Below are 17,912 nucleotides of genomic sequence, written 5' to 3' on the forward strand. Positions count from 1 at the left end.
TATCTTTCTAAACGTAAGGACACACTGGATGCAGCCATGTGTCCGCTATATTCTGTCGAAAGTATACCGCGACTCCAATATATCTGCAGCTTTAGTACCCATACGCCCATACAGCCGAACCGAATACCACCTATCTCCACATGCACTAGAATAGGTGGAGCTATGCAGCAAACGCACGAAACCGCCGAGGAGGACCGGGCATGCCGAGATCGACAACGGAGCGCGAGGACTCGGCGCAACGTCTGTTAAACCTGTTGTTCGCCCTCTCGAGCGCGTGTGCCCCGCTTTCCACCGAAGAGATCGTGAGCGACTCCGATATTGGCTATGGCTCCGGGCATCGCGCCTCCGACGAGCGGAAATTCCGCCGCGATCGCGACGAGCTCGCACGACACGGCGTCATCATCGCCGAGGTCCGACCCGAAGGCACGCCGGAAAACGAGGAGGCCCGCTGGGCCATCGACCGTGCGCGAACCTTTGCCGCCGGCGGCATCATCACCGCAGACGACGCCGACGTGCTCCTCCACGCAATCGATGACTACCTCTCCGTCCCGGGCACGCCGCTTCGAAGGCCGCTCGCAGGCGTCTGCCGCAAACTCGTCCGCGCCTGCAACGATGCTTCCCGCGCCTGCCCGAACGGCGCGGGCGGCGCGACTTCAGGACATCCCGCAAACGAAGCCGACGGCAAGGGCTGCAGGGAAGCCGAGCAGATGGTCGATGCGGTATGGAGCGCGCTCATGCTGCAGCACAAGCTTCCCATCGCCTACCGCGATGCCGCCGGCGGCGAGACGCGGCGCACCGTTGCCGTCTACGGCCTGTTCTCTCACGACGGGAACACGTACTTCACCGGCCTTGACGACCTCACCGGCTCGGTGCGCACGTTTCGCGTCGACCGCATCGAGCGCGCCTGGCGCCCGCGGGGGGCGTATCGCATCCCTGAGGACTTCGATGTGCGCGAATGGCTTTTCCTGCCATTCGACTTTTCGGACGACAGCCCCATCTTGGCGCGGTTCAGCCTGCCTGACGGCACGCCACGCGACGAGGCGATAGCCATAGGACACGGACGCGGGACGCTTTCGCATGACGGCGGCGGGCGTTGGCAATGGCAGGTCGAGGTGCGCGACGTCGCAGCCGCAGCAGCATTTGCCCTGGCACGCGCTCGGTCCGGCATGCGTCCAGAAGAACCCTCCGAGCTCGTTGAGACATGGACCTCGATGATCGAACAGGTGGTGAGCGCTCATGAAGACCGATGAGGTGCTCCACGCGGCGCTCGAGCTGCTCGAAATGCTCTCTGCGGCACCTGGCCAACACATATCTGCACGACATGCCGCAGAGGAGCTCGATATCGACGACAACGAGCTCGATCGCTGCTGCGAGCTTATATCCAACCTTGCCGACAGATCGAGCGGGGCGCGCGCCATCGTGCATCGTGTGGACGACGACATCGTCCTCGAGGGCGAAGCAGGGCGCCTGCTGCCGCTGCGCCTCACCCTGAGCGAGGGCATAGCGCTTTCATGCGTCCTTGCAGACCTGCATATCGAGCCCGATATCGCCGAGCGCATCTCACATGCCTTGCTGCCGCCGGGTATCGCAGGCGATCAAAACGCCCGTGTTGCCGGCACGGTGTCATTTGGCTCCTGCCTCCAGACGCTTCGCGAGGCAATTCAAGACGGCGTGCGCTGCAGTATGGGCTATCGCACTCAGGGAGAAGATGCTCCGCGCGTGCGCATCGTCGACCCTCATGCCATAGAAACGTCCTCGGACGCGGCCTATCTCATCGCCTGGGACATCCATGCCGACGCCCAGCGCCGCTACCGCCTGGATCGAATCGCCCATGTCGCCTTGACCGACGATTCGGTTACACCCCACCCGTATCGCGACGAAGACGTCTCCTCCAGCCTCGCTCAAGAGGGGCGGCGCGTCGTCCTCTCGGTCGAGCGCGAAACGGCCGAGTCCCTTGATTGGAAAGCCGTCGAAAGACTTGATGGGGACCCCGAGAGGCCCGGCCATATGCTGGTGGCGGTCTTCGTCACTTCGAAACAATGGCTCTTTGACCAGGTGCTCGCGCAGGGCGGGCGCATGTATATCGAAGAGCCCGCGCACATGCGATGCGAGCTCGCCGCCTACGCCAGGCACCTTTTGGGCTCGCCTGCCGCCCAACAGGGCGATGCGCCCGCCTGAGAGTGGGAGGCGGGCGCGGGCACGCACAGCTTTATGACCGAAAATCCTAAAACGCCTGCCGAGGATGGACCCTGAGGCTAAAGCGGACGAGGACTCGGGCGACGCCCTATCGCTTGCGCTCGTGCGAGCGGCGCCACAGCTCGAGGTAATGCCCCACCTGCGCGGCCTCGATGCGCTGATAGGACGTTACCGGCAACGAGCTGAGGAATTTTTTACCGTAGCCCTTGCTCACGAGACGTGAATCGGCGAGCACCAAGACGCCCGTATCGGATGACGAGCGAATAAGACGGCCGGCGGCCTGCTTGACCTCGAGCACGGCGTCGGGAAGGGCGTAGCGTGCCCACGCGCGGTCCTCTCGCAAGTTGCGCTCGCAAGACAGCGGATCGGTCGGGCTCGCAAACGGCAGCTTGGGAATCACCACGCAGCGAAGCGTCTCTCCAGATGCATCGAACCCCTCCCAGAATGCCTTGAGCGCAAAGAGCGACGAGGCCTTCTCCGAAAGGAACCGGTCGCGCAGGCGCTTTGGCGACGACCCCCGCTGCTGGCAATTCAGCTCAATCCCATCCGCAGCAAGCTGGGGCTCGACCAGGTCGTAGAGCTCCTCCATGTCACGCCTATTGGTAAACAGCGTCAACGTCGAGCCTCCCATGGCGCGATGGACGTCGACAAGCAGCTTCTCGAGCGCAGAGATATAGGCGTCGCGGTTGCGCGGGTCGGGAAGGTCGCCCGCAACCACGACCGCCATATTCGAATCAAAGTCATAGCTCGAATCCAGATGTAGCGCGCGCGACGTTCCCGACGGAAGCCTATCGAGCCCGATAGCGTGGTTGAAATGGTCGAAGCTGTCTGAGATGCTCACGGTTGCCGAGGTAAAAATGACGCTTTTGACCTCGGGAAGCCACTGGGTGCTCAACGCCTCGCCGATATCCATGCGTTCGGCGCACAGCGACTCTCCGCCGGCTTTCAAGCGCCTGTTGACCTGGAAGGAGTACACATAGCGCTCATCGGTGCCCTCGACGATAAGGCGAAGGCCTTCGAGCAGCTCCTTCAGGCGCCGCTCTCCATCGGCCACATCGACCACTGCCTCGGGGCGCTCTTCTCCCACGGTCTGCACGAGGGCGACAAGCGTATGGTCAGCCGCCTCGAGGGCGTCCAGCGCGACCTGGGCTGGCACGCAAAATTGCGCCCACCCGCTACTTCCACGCAGCTCAGGCCCCACCCATGTATTCGTTTGGTCATAACCGCCACTCTTTACCTGCGCCGACAGCTCGCGCACGGCATCGAATACCCCCGCCATGGCAATAGACGCGCGGTTTGTCGCGGCGATCGCCTTTGCCGTGAGCCCCATGTACAGCGTCGCCGCATCCGACGCAGCCAGATCGCGTGTGACCTGGCCCAAGGCGCCGGAGCGCTCGCCGCCCAGGCGCTCAAACACCGAACGAGACTCGTCGGAAGAAACCGTCACCGCCCACTGGCGGCGCGCCTCGCGCTCGACGGCGTGGGCCTCGTCCACCACCCAATGGCGAATCGGGGGCAGTATCTTGCCCTCCGCTGCGACGTTGCGAAACAGCAGCGAGTGATTGGTGACCACCACGTCGGCGCGCGCGGCGCGACGTCGAGCGCCGTGGACAAGACATCTATCTGGAAAGAACGGACACAGGCGGCGGGCGCACTCACGCGACCCCGTAGTGAGATCCTGCCTGTTCACGCTCCGCCAACGAATTCCCAGCGAGTCCAAGTCCCCGTCCGGCGACTGGCACACATATGCATAGATCACCGCCATCGCCGTAAGCGTGTCGGCTGGGTCCTTCGTCGTGTGAATCTCACTCGCCGAGCGACTCATACGCTCCAGTTTACGCAGACAGGGATAGTGGTCATAACCTTTAAGGGCGCAATAGGCAAGACCGCCCTCGAGCTCGCGCGCAAGGCGTGGGAGCTCGTGGAACATAAGCTGGTCGGCGAGGTTGTTTGACTTCGTAGCGACGCCCACCGTTATGTTGTTGCGCTTTGCCGCCTCGGCAAGGGGAACGAGGTAGGCGATGGATTTGCCGACGCCGGTCCCCGCCTCGATGACGCGATGGGATGCCGTCGCGAGCGCGTCACGCACCTCGACGGCCATCTCAATCTGCTCCGCGCGCGGCTCGTAAGCCGGATACATGCGGTTCACCAAGCCGCCAGGGGCAAACGCCGCCTCGATCTCGTCGGCGCGTGGCATCTGTATGCCCGGCAGGTCGTTGGCATCGACCTTGTCGGGCGCGGCGTCGGCGTTTATCACCTCGGTGCGCGCCGAGGCCAACGAGAACACCGCGCCGGGCGTCTCCTGTGCAAGATAGGAAAAGATGGGGCGATACGCCCACGGAACGTCGGGGTGCATGTCGGCAAGCCGCGCCGCAAGACCCGCCGGAAGGTCGGAGAGCGCGGTTAGCAGGATATGCCACACGCCAGCAAGCGCATCGACGTCATCGCCTGCTCGGTGCGACACCGAGCTGCACCCAAAGAGCTCAGCGATGGACGAGAGCTTGTGTGACGAGAGGCGCGGCAGGGCGATGCGCGACAGGGCGAGCGAGTCGATCCATATATCGCTCACGTTCACGCCCCCGCGAACCGCCTCGATAAAGGTGCGGTCAAAGGTGGCGTTGTGTGCGACAACAGGACACCCCTGAACAAACTCCGCGAGCTTCGCGACCGCCTCGCGAGCCGTGGGGGCGTGCGCCACATCCGCATTCGTAATATGCGTGAGTTGCGTGATCTCTGGGGGAATGAGTCCCGATGGCTTAACGAAGGTGTCGAAGCGCTCGGCAATCTTCCCGCGAGAGAGACGTGCCGCGGAGATTTCAATCAGCTCGTTTTCCTGCACCGAAAGCCCCGTGGTCTCAGTGTCGAGGATGATCACATCCTCTTCGAGCAGACCGAATTCGCGCGTCTTGGCACGCTCGGCGAGCGTCGCGTAGGCCTCGACGACAAACGCGGGCGTGCCCGGCAGAACAGCCTCGTCTATGGTCACTTGCTGTATCCTTCGATTCGTCTTTCTACCTGCTATTTATCGCCGGCGCGTTCAAGTGCGAGCTCGACGAGTCGGTCGCACACCTCGGAGAACTTCATTCCGGCATGGCGTACCTCGTCGGGATACAGGGAGGTATCCGTCATGCCCGGGATGGTGTTGGTCTCCAAAATCACCGGTCCACCATGGGTCACGATGAAGTCGCTCCGCGAAAAGCCCGAGCATCCGAGCGCGCGGTGTGCCGCACACGCAAGCTCCTGCGCACGAGCATAGTCGTTCGGGTCAAGCTTCGCGGGAATGCGATGAACGAGCGCCGGGTCGATGTATTTCACGTTGAGGTCGTAGAACTCCGAGCCCTCCTGCTTGCGGATCTCCACAACAGGAAGAGCCACGAGCTCTTCTCCCTCATAGACGCCGACGGTTATCTCGGTACCCACGAGACGCTGCTCAACGAGCGCCTTGTCACCATGCTCGAACGCCACCTCAAGAGCGCCATCGAGCTCACACGGGCTCTTCACGCAGCTCACGCCATAGCTCGAACCGTTCACCGCCGGCTTCACAAACATCTCTCCGCCAAGCTGCTCAGCAAGCTCGTCGGCGTCGACGGCGTCTCCGCGCTCCACCACCACGCCCTTTGCAATAGGAATCCCAGCATGCTCGTAGAGCACCTTGGAGATGTCTTTGTCGGCAGCGCAAGCGCTCGCCGCGACCCCGGAGCCGGTGTAGGGGATGTGGAGGTACTCAAGGACGCTCTGGATCATTCCGTCCTCGCCCCCGAGACCATGGAGGGCGATGAACGCCGCATCGTATTCACCCTTCGAAAGCTCGCTCAAGAAGTTCTCGTCGGCAGGGTCCATCATGTCCACAACGCCATAGCCCGCCTCGGCGAGCGCCGTAGCCACGTTGGCGCCCGACGCCTGCGAAATCTCGCGCTCGTCGGAGATACCACCCGCAAGCACGACGATTCGCATCGCTTCACGGCTCTTCCTACCCATGGCCTACTCCTTCCCGAGGTGGATTTTCACGCCTCGCATCCATTCCTGGTTCAGACTCACGGTATCTTATTGTATATAGATACGATTCAGTCCTGTCCTTCGAAAGGTATGAGATGGAAGAAACAAAAGCGCGCACCGACATCCGCACGCTCAGCCCTGATGAGCTTGGAATGATATTGCGCGACCTCAAGCAGCCGGCATTCCGCACAAAGCAAATTGTTGAATGGGTCTTTGACAAGAACGTCAGTTCGTTTGATGAGATGACCAATATTCCCAAGGCCCTGAGGGAGCAGCTCGCAGAGCAGTTCTCCTTCAACGCGCCCGAGGAGATTGCCCGCCAGGTCTCCTCCGACGGCTCTCGCAAATACCTGCTCCGTTTTTCTGACGGCGTCTCTGTGGAAACCGTCGCGATGCCCAGCCGCTCCAAGCTTGCTGTCTGCATCTCGACGCAGGCTGGATGCGCCATGGGCTGTGTGTTCTGCGCCACCGGCATCGCCGGTCTGACGCGTTCGCTTACCGCACAGGAAATGGTCGACCAGGTACTTCATGTGGCGAACGACTTCAACGAGCGCGTCACGAGCGTGGTGTTCATGGGGCAGGGAGAGCCCTTCAACAATTTCGATGCCACCGTCGAGGCGCTTCGCAAGCTCAACTCCGAACACGGGCCGAATATCGGCGCTCGGCACCTCACCGTTTCTACCTGCGGCATCATTCCCCGCATTCGCGCCTTCGCCGATCTTCCCGAGCAGTTCACCCTCGCCATCTCGCTGCACTCGGCTATCCAGCAGACCCGTAACCAGCTGATGCCCGGTGTCAAGAAATACACCCTTCCTCGTCTCTACGAGGCTCTTCAGCTCTATACGGAGAAGACCGGTCGTCGCCCAACGTATGAGTTCGCGATGATCGAGGGCGTCAACGACACCGATCCCGAGATGCGCGCGCTCTGCGACTTCTGCGAGGGCACGCTGTGCCACGTCAACTTGATCCAACTGAATAACATCCCTGACAGCCCCTTCAAACCGTCACCCCAGAAGAAGGTTGAAGAACTCCAGCGACGCCTCATGACCCGTGGCGTCGAGACCACCATTCGCGTGTCGCGGGGGAGTGACATCGACGCAGCTTGCGGTCAGCTCAAGCAGCGCCTCACCATTCACCGCTAACAAGTGCCACTCCTGGCACTCTCAACAGCTCTCCAAGAAGGTTTTCTACGCCTCAATCCGCTGACGAACCGCTGACAGCAAGAGCCCCCATGTTTCACGTTAAACATGGGGGCTCTACACATTTGAATTTGATGCGTTATAGATCTCGATGGATATATTTAGGTACCTAATTATTATTTAATATCCAACGCTTTCCCACTGATGAGCGACCCATTCCTGGTTGATTTTTGGATTACGAGTCATCTGAGCCGTTCGAAGGGCCACCTCTTCGCTCATCGCGTCAACGGTGCTTCGTGTTGTTGACGCCATCGTCTTTGCTTTGCTGAGCAGTGTTTCTCGCAACTGCTTGTCACTCACTAAGCGATATGTAATGTACGACGTCGCAACAGCTGTCGCAACAAATACCCCCGCTGCAATCATTCGCCTCATGGTTACACCTCATCCATTGGGCTCATGCTCGAAGACTGAACGATTTGGGTGAGTATTCCATTCAACTCGTCCTCATCTTTGAACTCAATCTCAATCTTATTCTTACCTCGAAGGCTTTTTACCTTAACATTCGTATTCAAAGCCTGTCTCAATACTCGCGCAGCCTTCTTATAGGATTGTGGTGTCACCGTCCTTGGAGCACGAGGTGTATCTCCGACTGAAAACAGTGGGGCAAGGTTTTCTGTCGCACGGACAGAAAGACCCTCATTCACAACCTTCTCTGCCAGCCTAATCCTTGCATCTTCATAAGGGACAGCCAAGATGGCTCTCGCGTGACCAGCAGTGAGCTGTCCAGCGAATATCATATCCTGTACCGCCGCTGGGAGGTCGAGGAGCCTCAGACTGTTAGTAATTGCGGAACGCGATTTTGATACGGCCTTTGACAGTGCCTCCTGAGTCATCCCGCTCGCATCAATGAGCTGCCTATATCCCTTAGCCTCTTCAATAGGATTCAGATCAGAGCGCTGCAGATTCTCTATCAATGCAAGAGCAAGCATCTCTTGATCGTCCACATCCCGAACGATTGCAGGAACCTCTTCTAATCCTGCAAGCTTTGCAGCTTGATATCGACGTTCTCCAGCAATGATTTCAAATCCTTTGCCTTTCTTACGAAGAAGCAATGGCTGCAGTATCCCATGCTCTGCAATTGAGTTACTTAGTTCCCGAAGCTCAGTTTCATTAAAGTGAACACGTGGCTGATTTGGATTTGGTGTAATGTCCTCGATTGGGATCTTTTTCTCAGCAGCAGCTGACCCCGTCTCTGTTTGGGCTTCACCCATCAAAGCATTGAGGCCTTTACCAAGACCGCTCTTCCTTTTTGGACTAGGCACGGCTTATCACCTCTTTTGCCAGGCTCATATATGCTTTTGCACCCTTATTGTTTGGTGCATATTCAGTAACCGGCATACCGTATGATGGAGCTTCGGACAGCTTTACCGTCCTTGGAATGAGTGTCTTGAATGTTGTATCACCAAAGTAGTTCTTAACCTCTTCAACAACCTGATTCGATAGCGATGTCCTCGAATCAAACATCGTAAGAAGGACGCCGAATGTATCTAACTTCTTATTTAGGCGCCCTTTCACCATTTTCATTGACTCAAGCAGCTTTGTTACACCTTCCAATGCGTAATATTCACACTGAATAGGGATGAGTACACTATCTGCCGCAGTCAACGCATTAATCGTTAGCAATCCAAGAGAAGGTGGGCAATCTATAAAAATGAAATCGAATTCATCTTTAATTGGCTCCAACGCCTCTTTTAAACGTGTTTCTCGTGCCATTGCAGATACAAGTTCTACTTCTGCACCTGCTAACTGAATTGTAGCCGGCACTACAAATACTTTTTTGCTCTCCGTATCTTGAATCAGTTCTTCTATAGGCACATCGTTGAGCAGCGCATCATAGACACATTGCTCAAGCCCTTCTTTTTCAACACCTAAACCACTTGTGCTATTACCCTGGGGGTCAAAATCAACGAGGAGTGTCTTTCTATTCATTTCCCCCAATGCGGCTGATAGATTAACCGCTGTTGTTGACTTTCCAACGCCGCCTTTTTGATTAATGATTGCAATCACACGCGTATCTTTTGTGCTTTTCGATCGCTTGACGTCTCGGAATCCCACTATTCCTCCCATTTCTACGGTTTAAGTGCATTACATACCTTTTGGAGGATGTTTCACGTGAAACAGTATGTTTCGAAACTCCATATCCATTATGTTTCACGTGAAACATGAATACAAGGGTGAACTTGGAGAATGCTTGCCAATATTAGTAGACAATCAATCCAAATCAGACTGATGATAATGAGTGAGACAACTCAACTGCATTCAGTATTGATCTATTGGAAAAAGTTTTTGGTTGATTTCAATAGTTGATTTCGACCCAATGAGTATGAATGTAGACATGCGATATAAGAATGCTGAATATAGTAGAAATGATTGAAACCAATATTGCAACTCTATTGAATCACTTCTACGTCACTATCTAGGTGATTACGGATTTAGTGCGTATTGCCACTATTTATCTATTGGTCTGAGTTAGAACATTAGAAAGTAGACTGTTCGTATACACTGCTTCGATTTCAATTCATTCTTTAGAAGCAGCAATAGGTGATTTTTGAAAAAGCAGCTAACAGAAATACACTACTGCAAAATGCCTAACATCATTATCGCTTCAATCTGAGATTATCGCATCAAAGGTGTTCAACTGTTTCACGTGAAACATACAGCAAATCATAGAGATAGAGGAACGCGCTCCCTCAAGAATTAACGAATGAAGGAGCGCAATCAAGACACAGATGAACTCAGGCTAAGGGACTTCGTTTAGCAGTACCAGACTGACGAGGGAGTTTAATCGAAGGTAGAGCAACTGACTTATATACGACAACAGTACGATGACCAAGACCGTAAGGTAGGTCAAACTCATCAAAATCGATACGACGCATGCCACACATATCAGCGGCTTGATCACCAGAACAAAGCTCATCAAGATCAGGTCGAGCCTTTGCAGCAATGAAGAGACCACCATGGGAAAGAAATGGTGCAGCATACTCGACAAGAACAGGAAGAGAAGACAGCGCGCGAGCAACCACCACCGAGTACTGAGAGCGATGATCACGAGCATAATCTTCAAGTCGTGAATGAACAGGTCGGACATCCTTCAGGTGAAGCTGATCAATAAACTCTTGAACAGCGTGAACCTTCTTACCGACAGAGTCCAACAACGTAGACGAACGGCCAGACACGATATGAAGCGGTAATCCAGGATATCCTGCTCCTGTCCCCATATCAAGCAAGCATCCATGAGGCGCTCTTTCAACATATGGGAGCAAAAGCAATGAGTCAAGAATATGAAGGACAAGCGCGTCTTCAAGGGAGGTGATGCGGGTGAGATTAATAACCTTATTCTTCTCAATCACAAGCAATAGATGATCCAGGCACATCTGAAGCTGATCATCAGAAACAGTGAGTCCAGCATCAAGACAGAGGCTCTGTAGTTGATGCAGAAGATCATTGCTATCAGTATCAAGAATACAAGATGAAAGCTCAGTCATAGTAAAACCTTTCTCCTGACTGAATTGAGTGTAGCAAGAAGTTGAGACAAAAAAGGGAGTGCCGAAGCACTCCCTGAAAGATTCGATGTCATGAAAGACTAGATGACAGAAATAACAACGTGGCGATCGGGGTCGATCCCTTCAGAGTGGGTCTCAACATTGACGTTATCACGAAGAGCGATGTGTACAAGGCGACGCTCATAGGCATTCATCGGAGGAAGGGAAACAGACCCATGCTGACGAACAGCGCGGGCAGCAGCCGACTTAGCCATAGAGGTCACTTTGTCATGGCGCCGGCTTTTATATCCCTCGATGTCAACAACAACGGGATACCTAAAGCCGAGCCTCTTGCTGACCAGAAGAGAAAACAAGGTCTGCAAAGCCTCCAAGGTGCGACCATGACGACCGATGAGAACCGCGAGATCAGGTGCAGTGACATCAAGGATGAGCTCGCCGTCGTCACCCTCATACTCGTCAATGGGCGAACCCTCAGCACCGAAATAGCCGAGCATAGAACGCAATACAGAGATAGAAAGATCTGCAATGGTGTCCAGATCCTCATCGCTCAGCGGCTCACCGCTTTTGTAGCGCTCAGCAAGTTCAGGATACTCACCAGTCGGAGTCTCGTCCAAATTGTCTTTCGTGAGGTCATCCATATGAACTCCAGATAGTTAGGTACCTAATTAGTTCTTCTTGTGCGGACGCTGCTTGCGCTCACGACGCACAACATCCACCTCGATGGGCGCATTGGCAAGACGAGCCTCCTCGTCAGCCTTGGCCTTCTCAATAACACGCTGGGTGACAAACACCTGCTGGACAACCTGCCACAACGTGGATACATCGTAGTACAGAAGAACACCAGCGGGCAGTCCCCAACCGATGAACAGCATCATGACAGCCATGACGATGGCGGTGGTGCGCATCGTAGATGCCTGGGCGCCCGTCTGATTGCGCGCCGTGTAAAGCTGAGGAATCAGCGTGAGAACAGCAAACAGGACCAGCGCGATGATATACGGGAGCGCAACGGTGATGCCCTGGCTCATCGTGGCCGAAACCGAAGTGGTCAGGTCCGGCAGAATGTTATAGAAGGAGAAGCTGTTGCCCTCGAAATAGCTGGGAAGATTCTGAAGCAGCGTAAACAGGGCGAACAGGATGGGCATCTGGATAAGCAGGGGCAGGCACCCGCCGAACGGATTGAACTTATTCTCAGAGTAGAACTTCTGCATCTCCTCGTTCATACGCTGAGGATCGTCTGCGTAGCGCTCCTGGATCTCCATAAGCTTGGGCTGCAGCACCTGCATGCGCGCTGTGGACTTTGTGGACTTGAGCAGCAGCGGCGTCAGAATAAGACGCACGATGAGCACCAGGATGATGATCGAAAGGCCCCAGTCGACCGCAAAGCTCTGAATGACCGCGAGGATCTGGAAGAGAATGTTTACGATCCAATCCCACATGTGTAGTAAACCTCCGAGTTGCCGTGCACCTAGGGCACGGGGTCGTAGCCGCCAGCATGGAGCGGGTTGCATCTCACGATGCGCCGGACCGCCAGCCAGCCGCCCTTAACGATGCCGTGGCGCCGAATCGCCTCGACAGCATATTGCGAACATGTGGGGGTGTAGATGCACGATGCCGGGAGCAACGGAGAAATAACCCGCTGATAAAACCGGATGGGTGCCACCGCAATGCGGCGAGCACCCGTGCGCCACGACCCCTCAGCCATCAAGACCTGCCCGTTTGCACAGCGACTTCAGAGCTCCTGAAAGCTCCTCGGGCCGTGCGCAGGCGGTGCCGCGCGTGGCAAACAGGATAATCTCGCGGCCAGCCGCGGGAAACCCCTGATGACGCGCGGTCTCACGCAACACCCGCTTGGAACGGTTGCGCACCACGGCGCAGCCAAGGCGCTTCGGTGCAGCGAAGGCGACCCGCCCTGGATCGCCTTCGCTCAAAGAATCACATATAACCATTCGCATCAAGGGATGGTTATAGCGCCGTCCTTGGGTGAACACGCGCTCAAAATCCATCTTGGACTTGATGGTCCTCATACCAAGTATGTCGACTAGACGGTAAGGCGCTTGCGACCCTTGGCGCGACGGCGAGCCAGCACCGCGCGGCCGCCCTTGGTTGCCATACGAGCGCGGAAGCCGTGGGTCTTGGCGCGCTTACGCTTGTTAGGCTGATAGGTACGTTTCATCGTTGTCCTCCTGCTGCATTTCTTGCAATCAATGAAAGGCCGAATTAACAGGCACTTGAGCTTCAAGATTGTATGGAATACGGTGCACGAATGTCAACAAAACAATGACATATATCCCGAAGTCACCACAGGTGAACGAAGGTTTTCTCACCACGTTGTCCCGCTCGGTGAATTATTTCACGTTCTTTCATAGACATTTCCACAGGACTGGTGAATTGTGTTGATAACTTTTCGCAATCTTTCTTCAGTTTTCAACAGAGTTTGAAAAGTTGTGGAAAGCTGTGCACGACCGCAGGGTGAGATACTATCTAGAGGGAAAACGCGACAGATTGAGAAACCATGGCAGACGACTTCTATCCCTTTGTTGACTCGGGCGACCGAGCTCCAGACAACAGCCATATAACTGGAACGTCGGACGGCAGGGACGCCGACACGCCGGGGAAGGACGGCGCGGCGGCTCCAAAGGCGGCGTTTGCCACACGCATCGCAATCTACGATGACATGTTTTCCACGCCGCGCGTGGTGGTCATAGAGCCCAACGAGGTGCGCCCCTATCTCGAGGAAGTGACCAACACGGTATATAGATGCATGAAAGAGCAGGGTGGGAACGTCTCGCTCATGGTCATCCGCGAAATTGTGGAGAACTTTATCCATGCGCACTTCGTCGAGCCGATCATCTCGATCCTCGACGGGGGCAATACGATTCGCTTTGCCGACCAAGGGCCGGGGATTGCCGACAAAGAGCGCGCCTTCGAGTTTGGCGTGACCTCGGCGGACCGCGATATGAAGCGATACATACGAGGCACCGGGGCGGGTTTTCCCATGGTGCAGCAATACCTCGAGGCGGCCGGCGGGGCGGTCTCGATAGAGGACAATCTGGGAGCAGGCACCGTCGTCACGGTAAGCCTTGACCCCACACGAGTGACGGAGATCCGCTCGACCGCGGCGCGCGGAGCGGCGGTGAGGTTCTCCCATGCAGCAGAAAGCAGCACGCAAGCCGGCCCGGCAACGCCGGTTCAAAGCAACGTCCCAGGCGCCGCGGCGGGGACCACGCCCGGCATGGGGAGCGCCGCCCCCCATGCGCCGGCGGGAGGAGCAGGGCGGGAAGGCATCGGAGGGAACCCCGCCTATCCGGCGCCGCCGTATGGCGGCGCGCCCATGCCCATGCCCGACGAGGCTGGCTGGCCGCAACAGCCGGCAGGACAACAGGCCCAGCAGGCGCCCTACCAGATACCCCCATACCAGCAAAATCCCTATCAACAAGGATGGCAGCAACCATGGGGTCAGCAGATGTGGGCGCCACAGCCCGCGCAGCCGTATCCAACATCTCCCCTTCCTTCGGGCGGGTGGACCCAGCAGGGTGGCTGGTACCCATACGGATATCAACCGACCGCGACGACGCCCATGCCCCAGCCCGCGGGCGGCGGGCAGCAAGAGAACGCACAAGGCGGCCTTTATGTAAGCGACCGCGGCAGGCTGGCGCTCGCCTACCTGCTTGAGCACGGGCAGGCAGGCCCCACCGACCTTGCGGGGGCATACGGCCAGTCGGGCCCGACGTGGTCGCGAGAACTCGCCACGCTCAGCGAGGGCGGCTTTGTGATGAAGCGGGGGCAGAAATACCACCTCACCGAGCTGGGCTCCTCCTGGATGAGGGCCCAATAAGTAAGGCGAAGAAAGCAGACGCGAGATAGGTGAAAGACGATATGGACAACGAGGCGAAAATCATCCTGGACGATACCATCTCGTTCTGCAGGAGAGACGGGCGCGACGCCCGCCTCATCAACATGCTTGCCCAATCGCTGCCGCTCGAACTTACCGACGAAAGCCTCACCATCGAGGCCCCGTCGCGCTTTGCCTACGCCTACCTCATGAAGCAGCGCGAAGTCATCGAGCGTTACCTGGAAGAGATCGCGTTCTGCCCGCTCACCCTGCACGTCACGGTTCCTCAAGACCCCGCCGCGGCGGGCGGTGCCACGTCTCCCGTTGCGGCCGATGCGACCAGAGCCGCAACACCGTCCGCTGCGCCCCATGCTGGCGAGCGGGTTGCGGAGACTGCTACCCCGAATCAGGCGGCACCCACGATTCAGGACAATCTCCCAGCAGCGCACGCGGCCGAGGTCGCCTCAATCCCAGATGCCGCGCCGGCAGCTTCGCCGGCGGCGCCCCCCGCCGCGTCGCCCTTCACGGCGGGGGCAGACACCAAGGTCACCGTCACCAACACCTTGTCCCCCGAGCAATTTCGACGCATGGTGGCCTCCATGAAGAGCGGACAGCCCGCCCAGCCGGCCGTGGTGCCCGCCGCCCCGCAGGCGCCCCAACCCGAAGAGGCGCCGGCTGCGCACGCCTCGCACGCAAACTCCAAGTTCACCTTTGAGAATTTCGTCTATGGCGACGAGAACAAGCACGCCTACCAGAGCGCCGTTCGCTTTGCCGCCATGGCAGAGGAGCCCGGCAGCTGCACGTCGCTGTTCATCTACGGCAACTCGGGCCTGGGGAAAACCCATCTGCTGCTCGCCATCAAGAACTACCTCAACGAGACCAAGCCCTACATCCGCATCAAATACGCGAACTCCCAGGCGTACATCGACGACTTCATCAACGAGGTGGCCATTCAAAAGACCGAGGGGCGCGCGATTCTTCGCGACTACCACGACGCCGACGTGCTCATCATTGACGACATCCAGAACATCATCGGCAAAACGGCGAGCATCGAGTACTTCTTCCGCCTCATGGATGAGTTTATCCGCGACAACAAGAAGATCGTCATCGCCTCGGACCGCGCGCCCAAGAAGCTCGGCATGGACGAACGCCTCACCAGCCGATTCAACGCCGGCATGCTCTGCCTGGTGTCCGAACCCGGCTTTGAGATGAAGTACACCATCCTCAAGCGCTACTACGAGCACACGATCCTGCCCGCCGCCGAGGCCGAGCGCGCGGGGGGCGCCGCAGATGACTCGCTGCTGGGGCAGATTCGCTCGGGAGGGGGACACCTCACCGACGAGCAGCTGCGCCACATGGCCGAGATCTCGGGGACGAACATCCGCGAGCTCGAGAGCTTCTGCGAGCGTTGCGCCGGAGACTCCTTTGAGAAGGAGCAGGCCGGCGGCGAGCTCACCGGAGACGACATCGACCGCATCGCCAACGAATACTTCGACACCGCGCACAAGAAGATCCATGTGGACACCGTGCAGGCGGTGGTCGAGGAATTCTATCACGTGAGCCACGAAGACCTCATCGGCCCCAGGCGCCCGGCAAACATCGCCTTCGCGCGCCACGTAGCGGTCTATCTCGCCATGGACATGTGCGAGATGACCACGCCCATGGTGGGCGCGGAGTTCGGCGGGCGCGACCACTCGACCGTGCTCAACTCCATCAAGGTCATCGAGAAGAAGGTCAAAGAGGACCGAAGCCTCGTCGAGGACCTGCAACTCCTCCGCAACAAGATCATCCTTCGCTCGTAGCAGTGCGAATGGTGAGGGGACAAGGTGTGAAAAGGAGTGGGAAACGTTGTTGAGAAGTTGGTCCCATACGTGGAGAATTGTGGGGTGCCCAGATGCCTGTGGACAACCACCCTTGTTCTCAACAGGCTGTGGTCGACAAATCCATAGGCCCTGAGCAGCGTCGATGCCACTTACCCACACCGTCCACGGTCTTATTACTATTATGAGAGATATATCTATATAGATATAAAGAAAGGGAGCGCCATGAAGTTCACCGTAAGCCAAGGTTCGCTCGCAGACGCCATCGCGACCGTGTCGAAAGGCGTCGCAAGCGCATCGACGCTACCCATCCTTTCGGGCGTACTCGTTCGTGCTGGGGACGGCGTGTTGGAGTTCCAGACGTCGAACTACACCATCTCCATTCGCCATCGTATCGCGGCCCATGTAGAGGAGCCCGGCGAGATGGTGATTCCCTGCAAGATGCTCGCCAACATCACCAAGACCCTGCCCGACGCCCCGGTTCGATTCGAGCAGTCTGACCGCCAGGTGCTCATCAGCTGCGAAAAGAGCCGCTTCCGTCTGAACACCCTCGACGCGGCAGACTTCCCGGAGTTTCCCACCTATGCCATCGAGGCGGCGGTCGAGCTTCCGACAAGCCTGCTCACCGAGATGGTCGGCCGCGTGTGGCGCGTGACCTCAAACGACAAGGCGCGCCCGATCCTGGGCGGCGTGCACATGACGGTCGAGAACAACACCATTCGCCTGGTGGCCACCGACTCCTTCCGCCTTGCGGTGGTGGACACGCAGGTGGAGACCTCTTCGCTCGAGGGCAGCTTCGAGCTGAACGTGCCGGCAGACGCCTTCAACGACGCGCTCTCCATCATGAGCGACCAGCCGCAGATCCAGGTGGGCGCCACCGACACCCAGGTGGTCTTCGAGGCGGGCAACACCTGCTACGTGTCGCGCCGCATCGAGGGCGTGTATCCCAACTACAAGCAGCTCATCCCCGATTCTTGCGTGACGAGCGTGAAGATCGACGTGGACGCGTTCTCGGCGGCTCTGAAGCGCGTCGCGGTCATCGCCACGAGCAATCCCGCGGTGAAGTTTGAGATCGATGCTCAGGCGGGCACGCTCTCGCTCTCCTCCATCTCAAACGATCAGGACCTAGCGCAGGAGACCATCGATGTCGAGGTCGAGGGCGAAAGCGGTGTCATCGCCTTCAACTACCACTACATCTTCGGCTGCCTGAACGTGCTCGGCCGCGAGAAGGAGATCACGCTCGAGCTGAAGAGCTATGCCGCCGCAGGCGTCTTCAAGGCCTACGACAAGATCAACTATCTCTACCTCGTCATGCCCGTCCGCATCTAGGTTCGGTCCCTCCGCCCGGCGGCCCGGCCGGAGCGTG

17 protein-coding genes are annotated in these 17,912 nt (G+C 57.7%); 6 read left to right on the plus strand and 11 right to left on the minus strand.

Translation table 11 applies throughout. From position 1 onward, the window contains the following. Positions 1–200 precede the first annotated feature (200 nt). Together H6A15_RS03580 and H6A15_RS03585 are read left to right on the plus strand one after the other, a co-directional pair. Positions 201–1,250: a helix-turn-helix transcriptional regulator gene (locus tag H6A15_RS03580; protein ID WP_204672333.1), complete on the plus strand. Its 1,050-nt coding sequence runs from the start codon at positions 201–203 to the stop codon at positions 1,248–1,250. After that, the gene (locus tag H6A15_RS03585; protein ID WP_204672334.1) at positions 1,237–2,178 is read left to right on the plus strand and encodes a WYL domain-containing protein; all 942 of its coding nucleotides are present in this window, start codon (positions 1,237–1,239) and stop codon (positions 2,176–2,178) included. Before H6A15_RS03580 ends, H6A15_RS03585 begins: the two co-directional genes overlap by 14 nt. Positions 2,179–2,284: 106 nt before the next feature. Here H6A15_RS03585 and H6A15_RS03590 read toward each other — a convergent pair whose 3' ends face one another. Then, the gene (locus H6A15_RS03590; protein ID WP_204672335.1) at positions 2,285–5,182 is read right to left on the minus strand and encodes a helicase C-terminal domain-containing protein; all 2,898 of its coding nucleotides are present in this window, start codon (positions 5,180–5,182) and stop codon (positions 2,285–2,287) included. A gap of 32 nt (positions 5,183–5,214) precedes the next feature. Further along, positions 5,215–6,174, minus strand: coding sequence for a D-alanine--D-alanine ligase family protein (locus H6A15_RS03595; RefSeq protein ID WP_204672336.1), 960 nt, complete (start codon positions 6,172–6,174; stop codon positions 5,215–5,217). A gap of 113 nt (positions 6,175–6,287) precedes the next feature. On the opposite strand from H6A15_RS03595, the gene rlmN reads away from it, so the two are divergent. Continuing rightward, a complete protein-coding gene (rlmN, locus tag H6A15_RS03600) occupies positions 6,288–7,334 on the plus strand; it encodes a 23S rRNA (adenine(2503)-C(2))-methyltransferase RlmN (protein ID WP_204672337.1) in 1,047 nt (348 codons plus the stop codon). Positions 7,335–7,511: 177 nt separating this feature from the next. On the opposite strand, the gene H6A15_RS03605 is transcribed toward rlmN, so the two are convergent. From H6A15_RS03605 to rpmH, 9 genes are all read right to left on the minus strand, one after another. Beyond that, on the minus strand, positions 7,512–7,763 hold the full coding sequence (locus H6A15_RS03605; RefSeq protein WP_204672338.1) for a hypothetical protein: 252 nt from the start codon (positions 7,761–7,763) through the stop codon (positions 7,512–7,514). A gap of 2 nt (positions 7,764–7,765) precedes the next feature. After that, the gene (locus H6A15_RS03610; protein ID WP_204672440.1) at positions 7,766–8,602 is read right to left on the minus strand and encodes a ParB/RepB/Spo0J family partition protein; all 837 of its coding nucleotides are present in this window, start codon (positions 8,600–8,602) and stop codon (positions 7,766–7,768) included. A gap of 43 nt (positions 8,603–8,645) precedes the next feature. Continuing rightward, a complete protein-coding gene (locus tag H6A15_RS03615) occupies positions 8,646–9,446 on the minus strand; it encodes an AAA family ATPase (RefSeq protein ID WP_342635804.1) in 801 nt (266 codons plus the stop codon). Positions 9,447–10,126: 680 nt separating this feature from the next. Further along, a complete protein-coding gene (gene rsmG, locus H6A15_RS03620; RefSeq protein ID WP_204672340.1) occupies positions 10,127–10,876 on the minus strand; it encodes a 16S rRNA (guanine(527)-N(7))-methyltransferase RsmG in 750 nt (249 codons plus the stop codon). 98 nt (positions 10,877–10,974) lie between these two features. Then, entirely contained in the window at positions 10,975–11,532 is a 558-nt protein-coding gene (locus H6A15_RS03625) for a protein jag (RefSeq protein ID WP_204672341.1), read from the minus strand. A 27-nt stretch (positions 11,533–11,559) separates the two neighbouring features. Beyond that, positions 11,560–12,330 (minus strand): YidC/Oxa1 family membrane protein insertase, encoded by a 771-nt coding sequence (locus tag H6A15_RS03630; RefSeq protein WP_204672342.1) that lies wholly within the window; start codon positions 12,328–12,330, stop codon positions 11,560–11,562. 29 nt (positions 12,331–12,359) lie between these two features. After that, positions 12,360–12,596, minus strand: a complete 237-nt coding sequence (gene yidD / locus H6A15_RS03635; RefSeq protein ID WP_204672343.1) for a membrane protein insertion efficiency factor YidD — start codon at positions 12,594–12,596, stop codon at positions 12,360–12,362. Beyond that, positions 12,589–12,918: a ribonuclease P protein component gene (gene rnpA / locus H6A15_RS03640; RefSeq protein WP_204672344.1), complete on the minus strand. Its 330-nt coding sequence runs from the start codon at positions 12,916–12,918 to the stop codon at positions 12,589–12,591. The genes yidD and rnpA overlap by 8 nt, the downstream gene beginning before the upstream one ends. A 14-nt stretch (positions 12,919–12,932) precedes the next feature. Beyond that, positions 12,933–13,067: a 50S ribosomal protein L34 gene (rpmH, locus tag H6A15_RS03645; RefSeq protein ID WP_019127408.1), complete on the minus strand. Its 135-nt coding sequence runs from the start codon at positions 13,065–13,067 to the stop codon at positions 12,933–12,935. A 339-nt stretch (positions 13,068–13,406) separates the two neighbouring features. Between rpmH and H6A15_RS03650 the strand changes: the two genes are divergently transcribed. The 3 genes from H6A15_RS03650 to dnaN all read left to right on the plus strand — a co-directional run bounded on the left by H6A15_RS03650 (position 13,407) and on the right by dnaN (position 17,875). Then, on the plus strand, positions 13,407–14,729 hold the full coding sequence (locus H6A15_RS03650) for an ATP-binding protein (RefSeq protein ID WP_204672345.1): 1,323 nt from the start codon (positions 13,407–13,409) through the stop codon (positions 14,727–14,729). Positions 14,730–14,770: 41 nt separating this feature from the next. Then, positions 14,771–16,528, plus strand: coding sequence for a DnaA ATPase domain-containing protein (locus H6A15_RS03655; protein WP_204672441.1), 1,758 nt, complete (start codon positions 14,771–14,773; stop codon positions 16,526–16,528). Between the two features lie 243 nt (positions 16,529–16,771). Further along, positions 16,772–17,875: a DNA polymerase III subunit beta gene (gene dnaN / locus H6A15_RS03660; protein WP_204672346.1), complete on the plus strand. Its 1,104-nt coding sequence runs from the start codon at positions 16,772–16,774 to the stop codon at positions 17,873–17,875. The last annotated feature ends 37 nt before the right edge of the window (positions 17,876–17,912 follow it).

The sequence above is a fragment of the Enorma phocaeensis genome (assembly GCF_016901575.1).
Lineage (GTDB): Bacteria > Actinomycetota > Coriobacteriia > Coriobacteriales > Coriobacteriaceae > Limicola > Limicola phocaeensis_A.

Coding starts and splice junctions, on each gene's coding strand:
- H6A15_RS03610 (WP_204672440.1), bottom strand. CDS start 8,602: ATGGGTGAAGCCCAAACAGAGACGGGGTCAGCTGCTGCTGAGAAAAAG.
- yidD (WP_204672343.1), bottom strand. CDS start 12,596: ATGGCTGAGGGGTCGTGGCGCACGGGTGCTCGCCGCATTGCGGTGGCA.
- H6A15_RS03630 (WP_204672342.1), bottom strand. CDS start 12,330: ATGTGGGATTGGATCGTAAACATTCTCTTCCAGATCCTCGCGGTCATT.
- H6A15_RS03585 (WP_204672334.1), top strand. CDS start 1,237: ATGAAGACCGATGAGGTGCTCCACGCGGCGCTCGAGCTGCTCGAAATG.
- rsmG (WP_204672340.1), bottom strand. CDS start 10,876: ATGACTGAGCTTTCATCTTGTATTCTTGATACTGATAGCAATGATCTT.
- rpmH (WP_019127408.1), bottom strand. CDS start 13,067: ATGAAACGTACCTATCAGCCTAACAAGCGTAAGCGCGCCAAGACCCAC.
- H6A15_RS03625 (WP_204672341.1), bottom strand. CDS start 11,532: ATGGATGACCTCACGAAAGACAATTTGGACGAGACTCCGACTGGTGAG.
- H6A15_RS03595 (WP_204672336.1), bottom strand. CDS start 6,174: ATGGGTAGGAAGAGCCGTGAAGCGATGCGAATCGTCGTGCTTGCGGGT.
- H6A15_RS03655 (WP_204672441.1), top strand. CDS start 14,771: ATGGACAACGAGGCGAAAATCATCCTGGACGATACCATCTCGTTCTGC.
- H6A15_RS03650 (WP_204672345.1), top strand. CDS start 13,407: ATGGCAGACGACTTCTATCCCTTTGTTGACTCGGGCGACCGAGCTCCA.
- rlmN (WP_204672337.1), top strand. CDS start 6,288: ATGGAAGAAACAAAAGCGCGCACCGACATCCGCACGCTCAGCCCTGAT.
- dnaN (WP_204672346.1), top strand. CDS start 16,772: ATGAAGTTCACCGTAAGCCAAGGTTCGCTCGCAGACGCCATCGCGACC.
- H6A15_RS03580 (WP_204672333.1), top strand. CDS start 201: ATGCCGAGATCGACAACGGAGCGCGAGGACTCGGCGCAACGTCTGTTA.
- rnpA (WP_204672344.1), bottom strand. CDS start 12,918: ATGAGGACCATCAAGTCCAAGATGGATTTTGAGCGCGTGTTCACCCAA.
- H6A15_RS03605 (WP_204672338.1), bottom strand. CDS start 7,763: ATGAGGCGAATGATTGCAGCGGGGGTATTTGTTGCGACAGCTGTTGCG.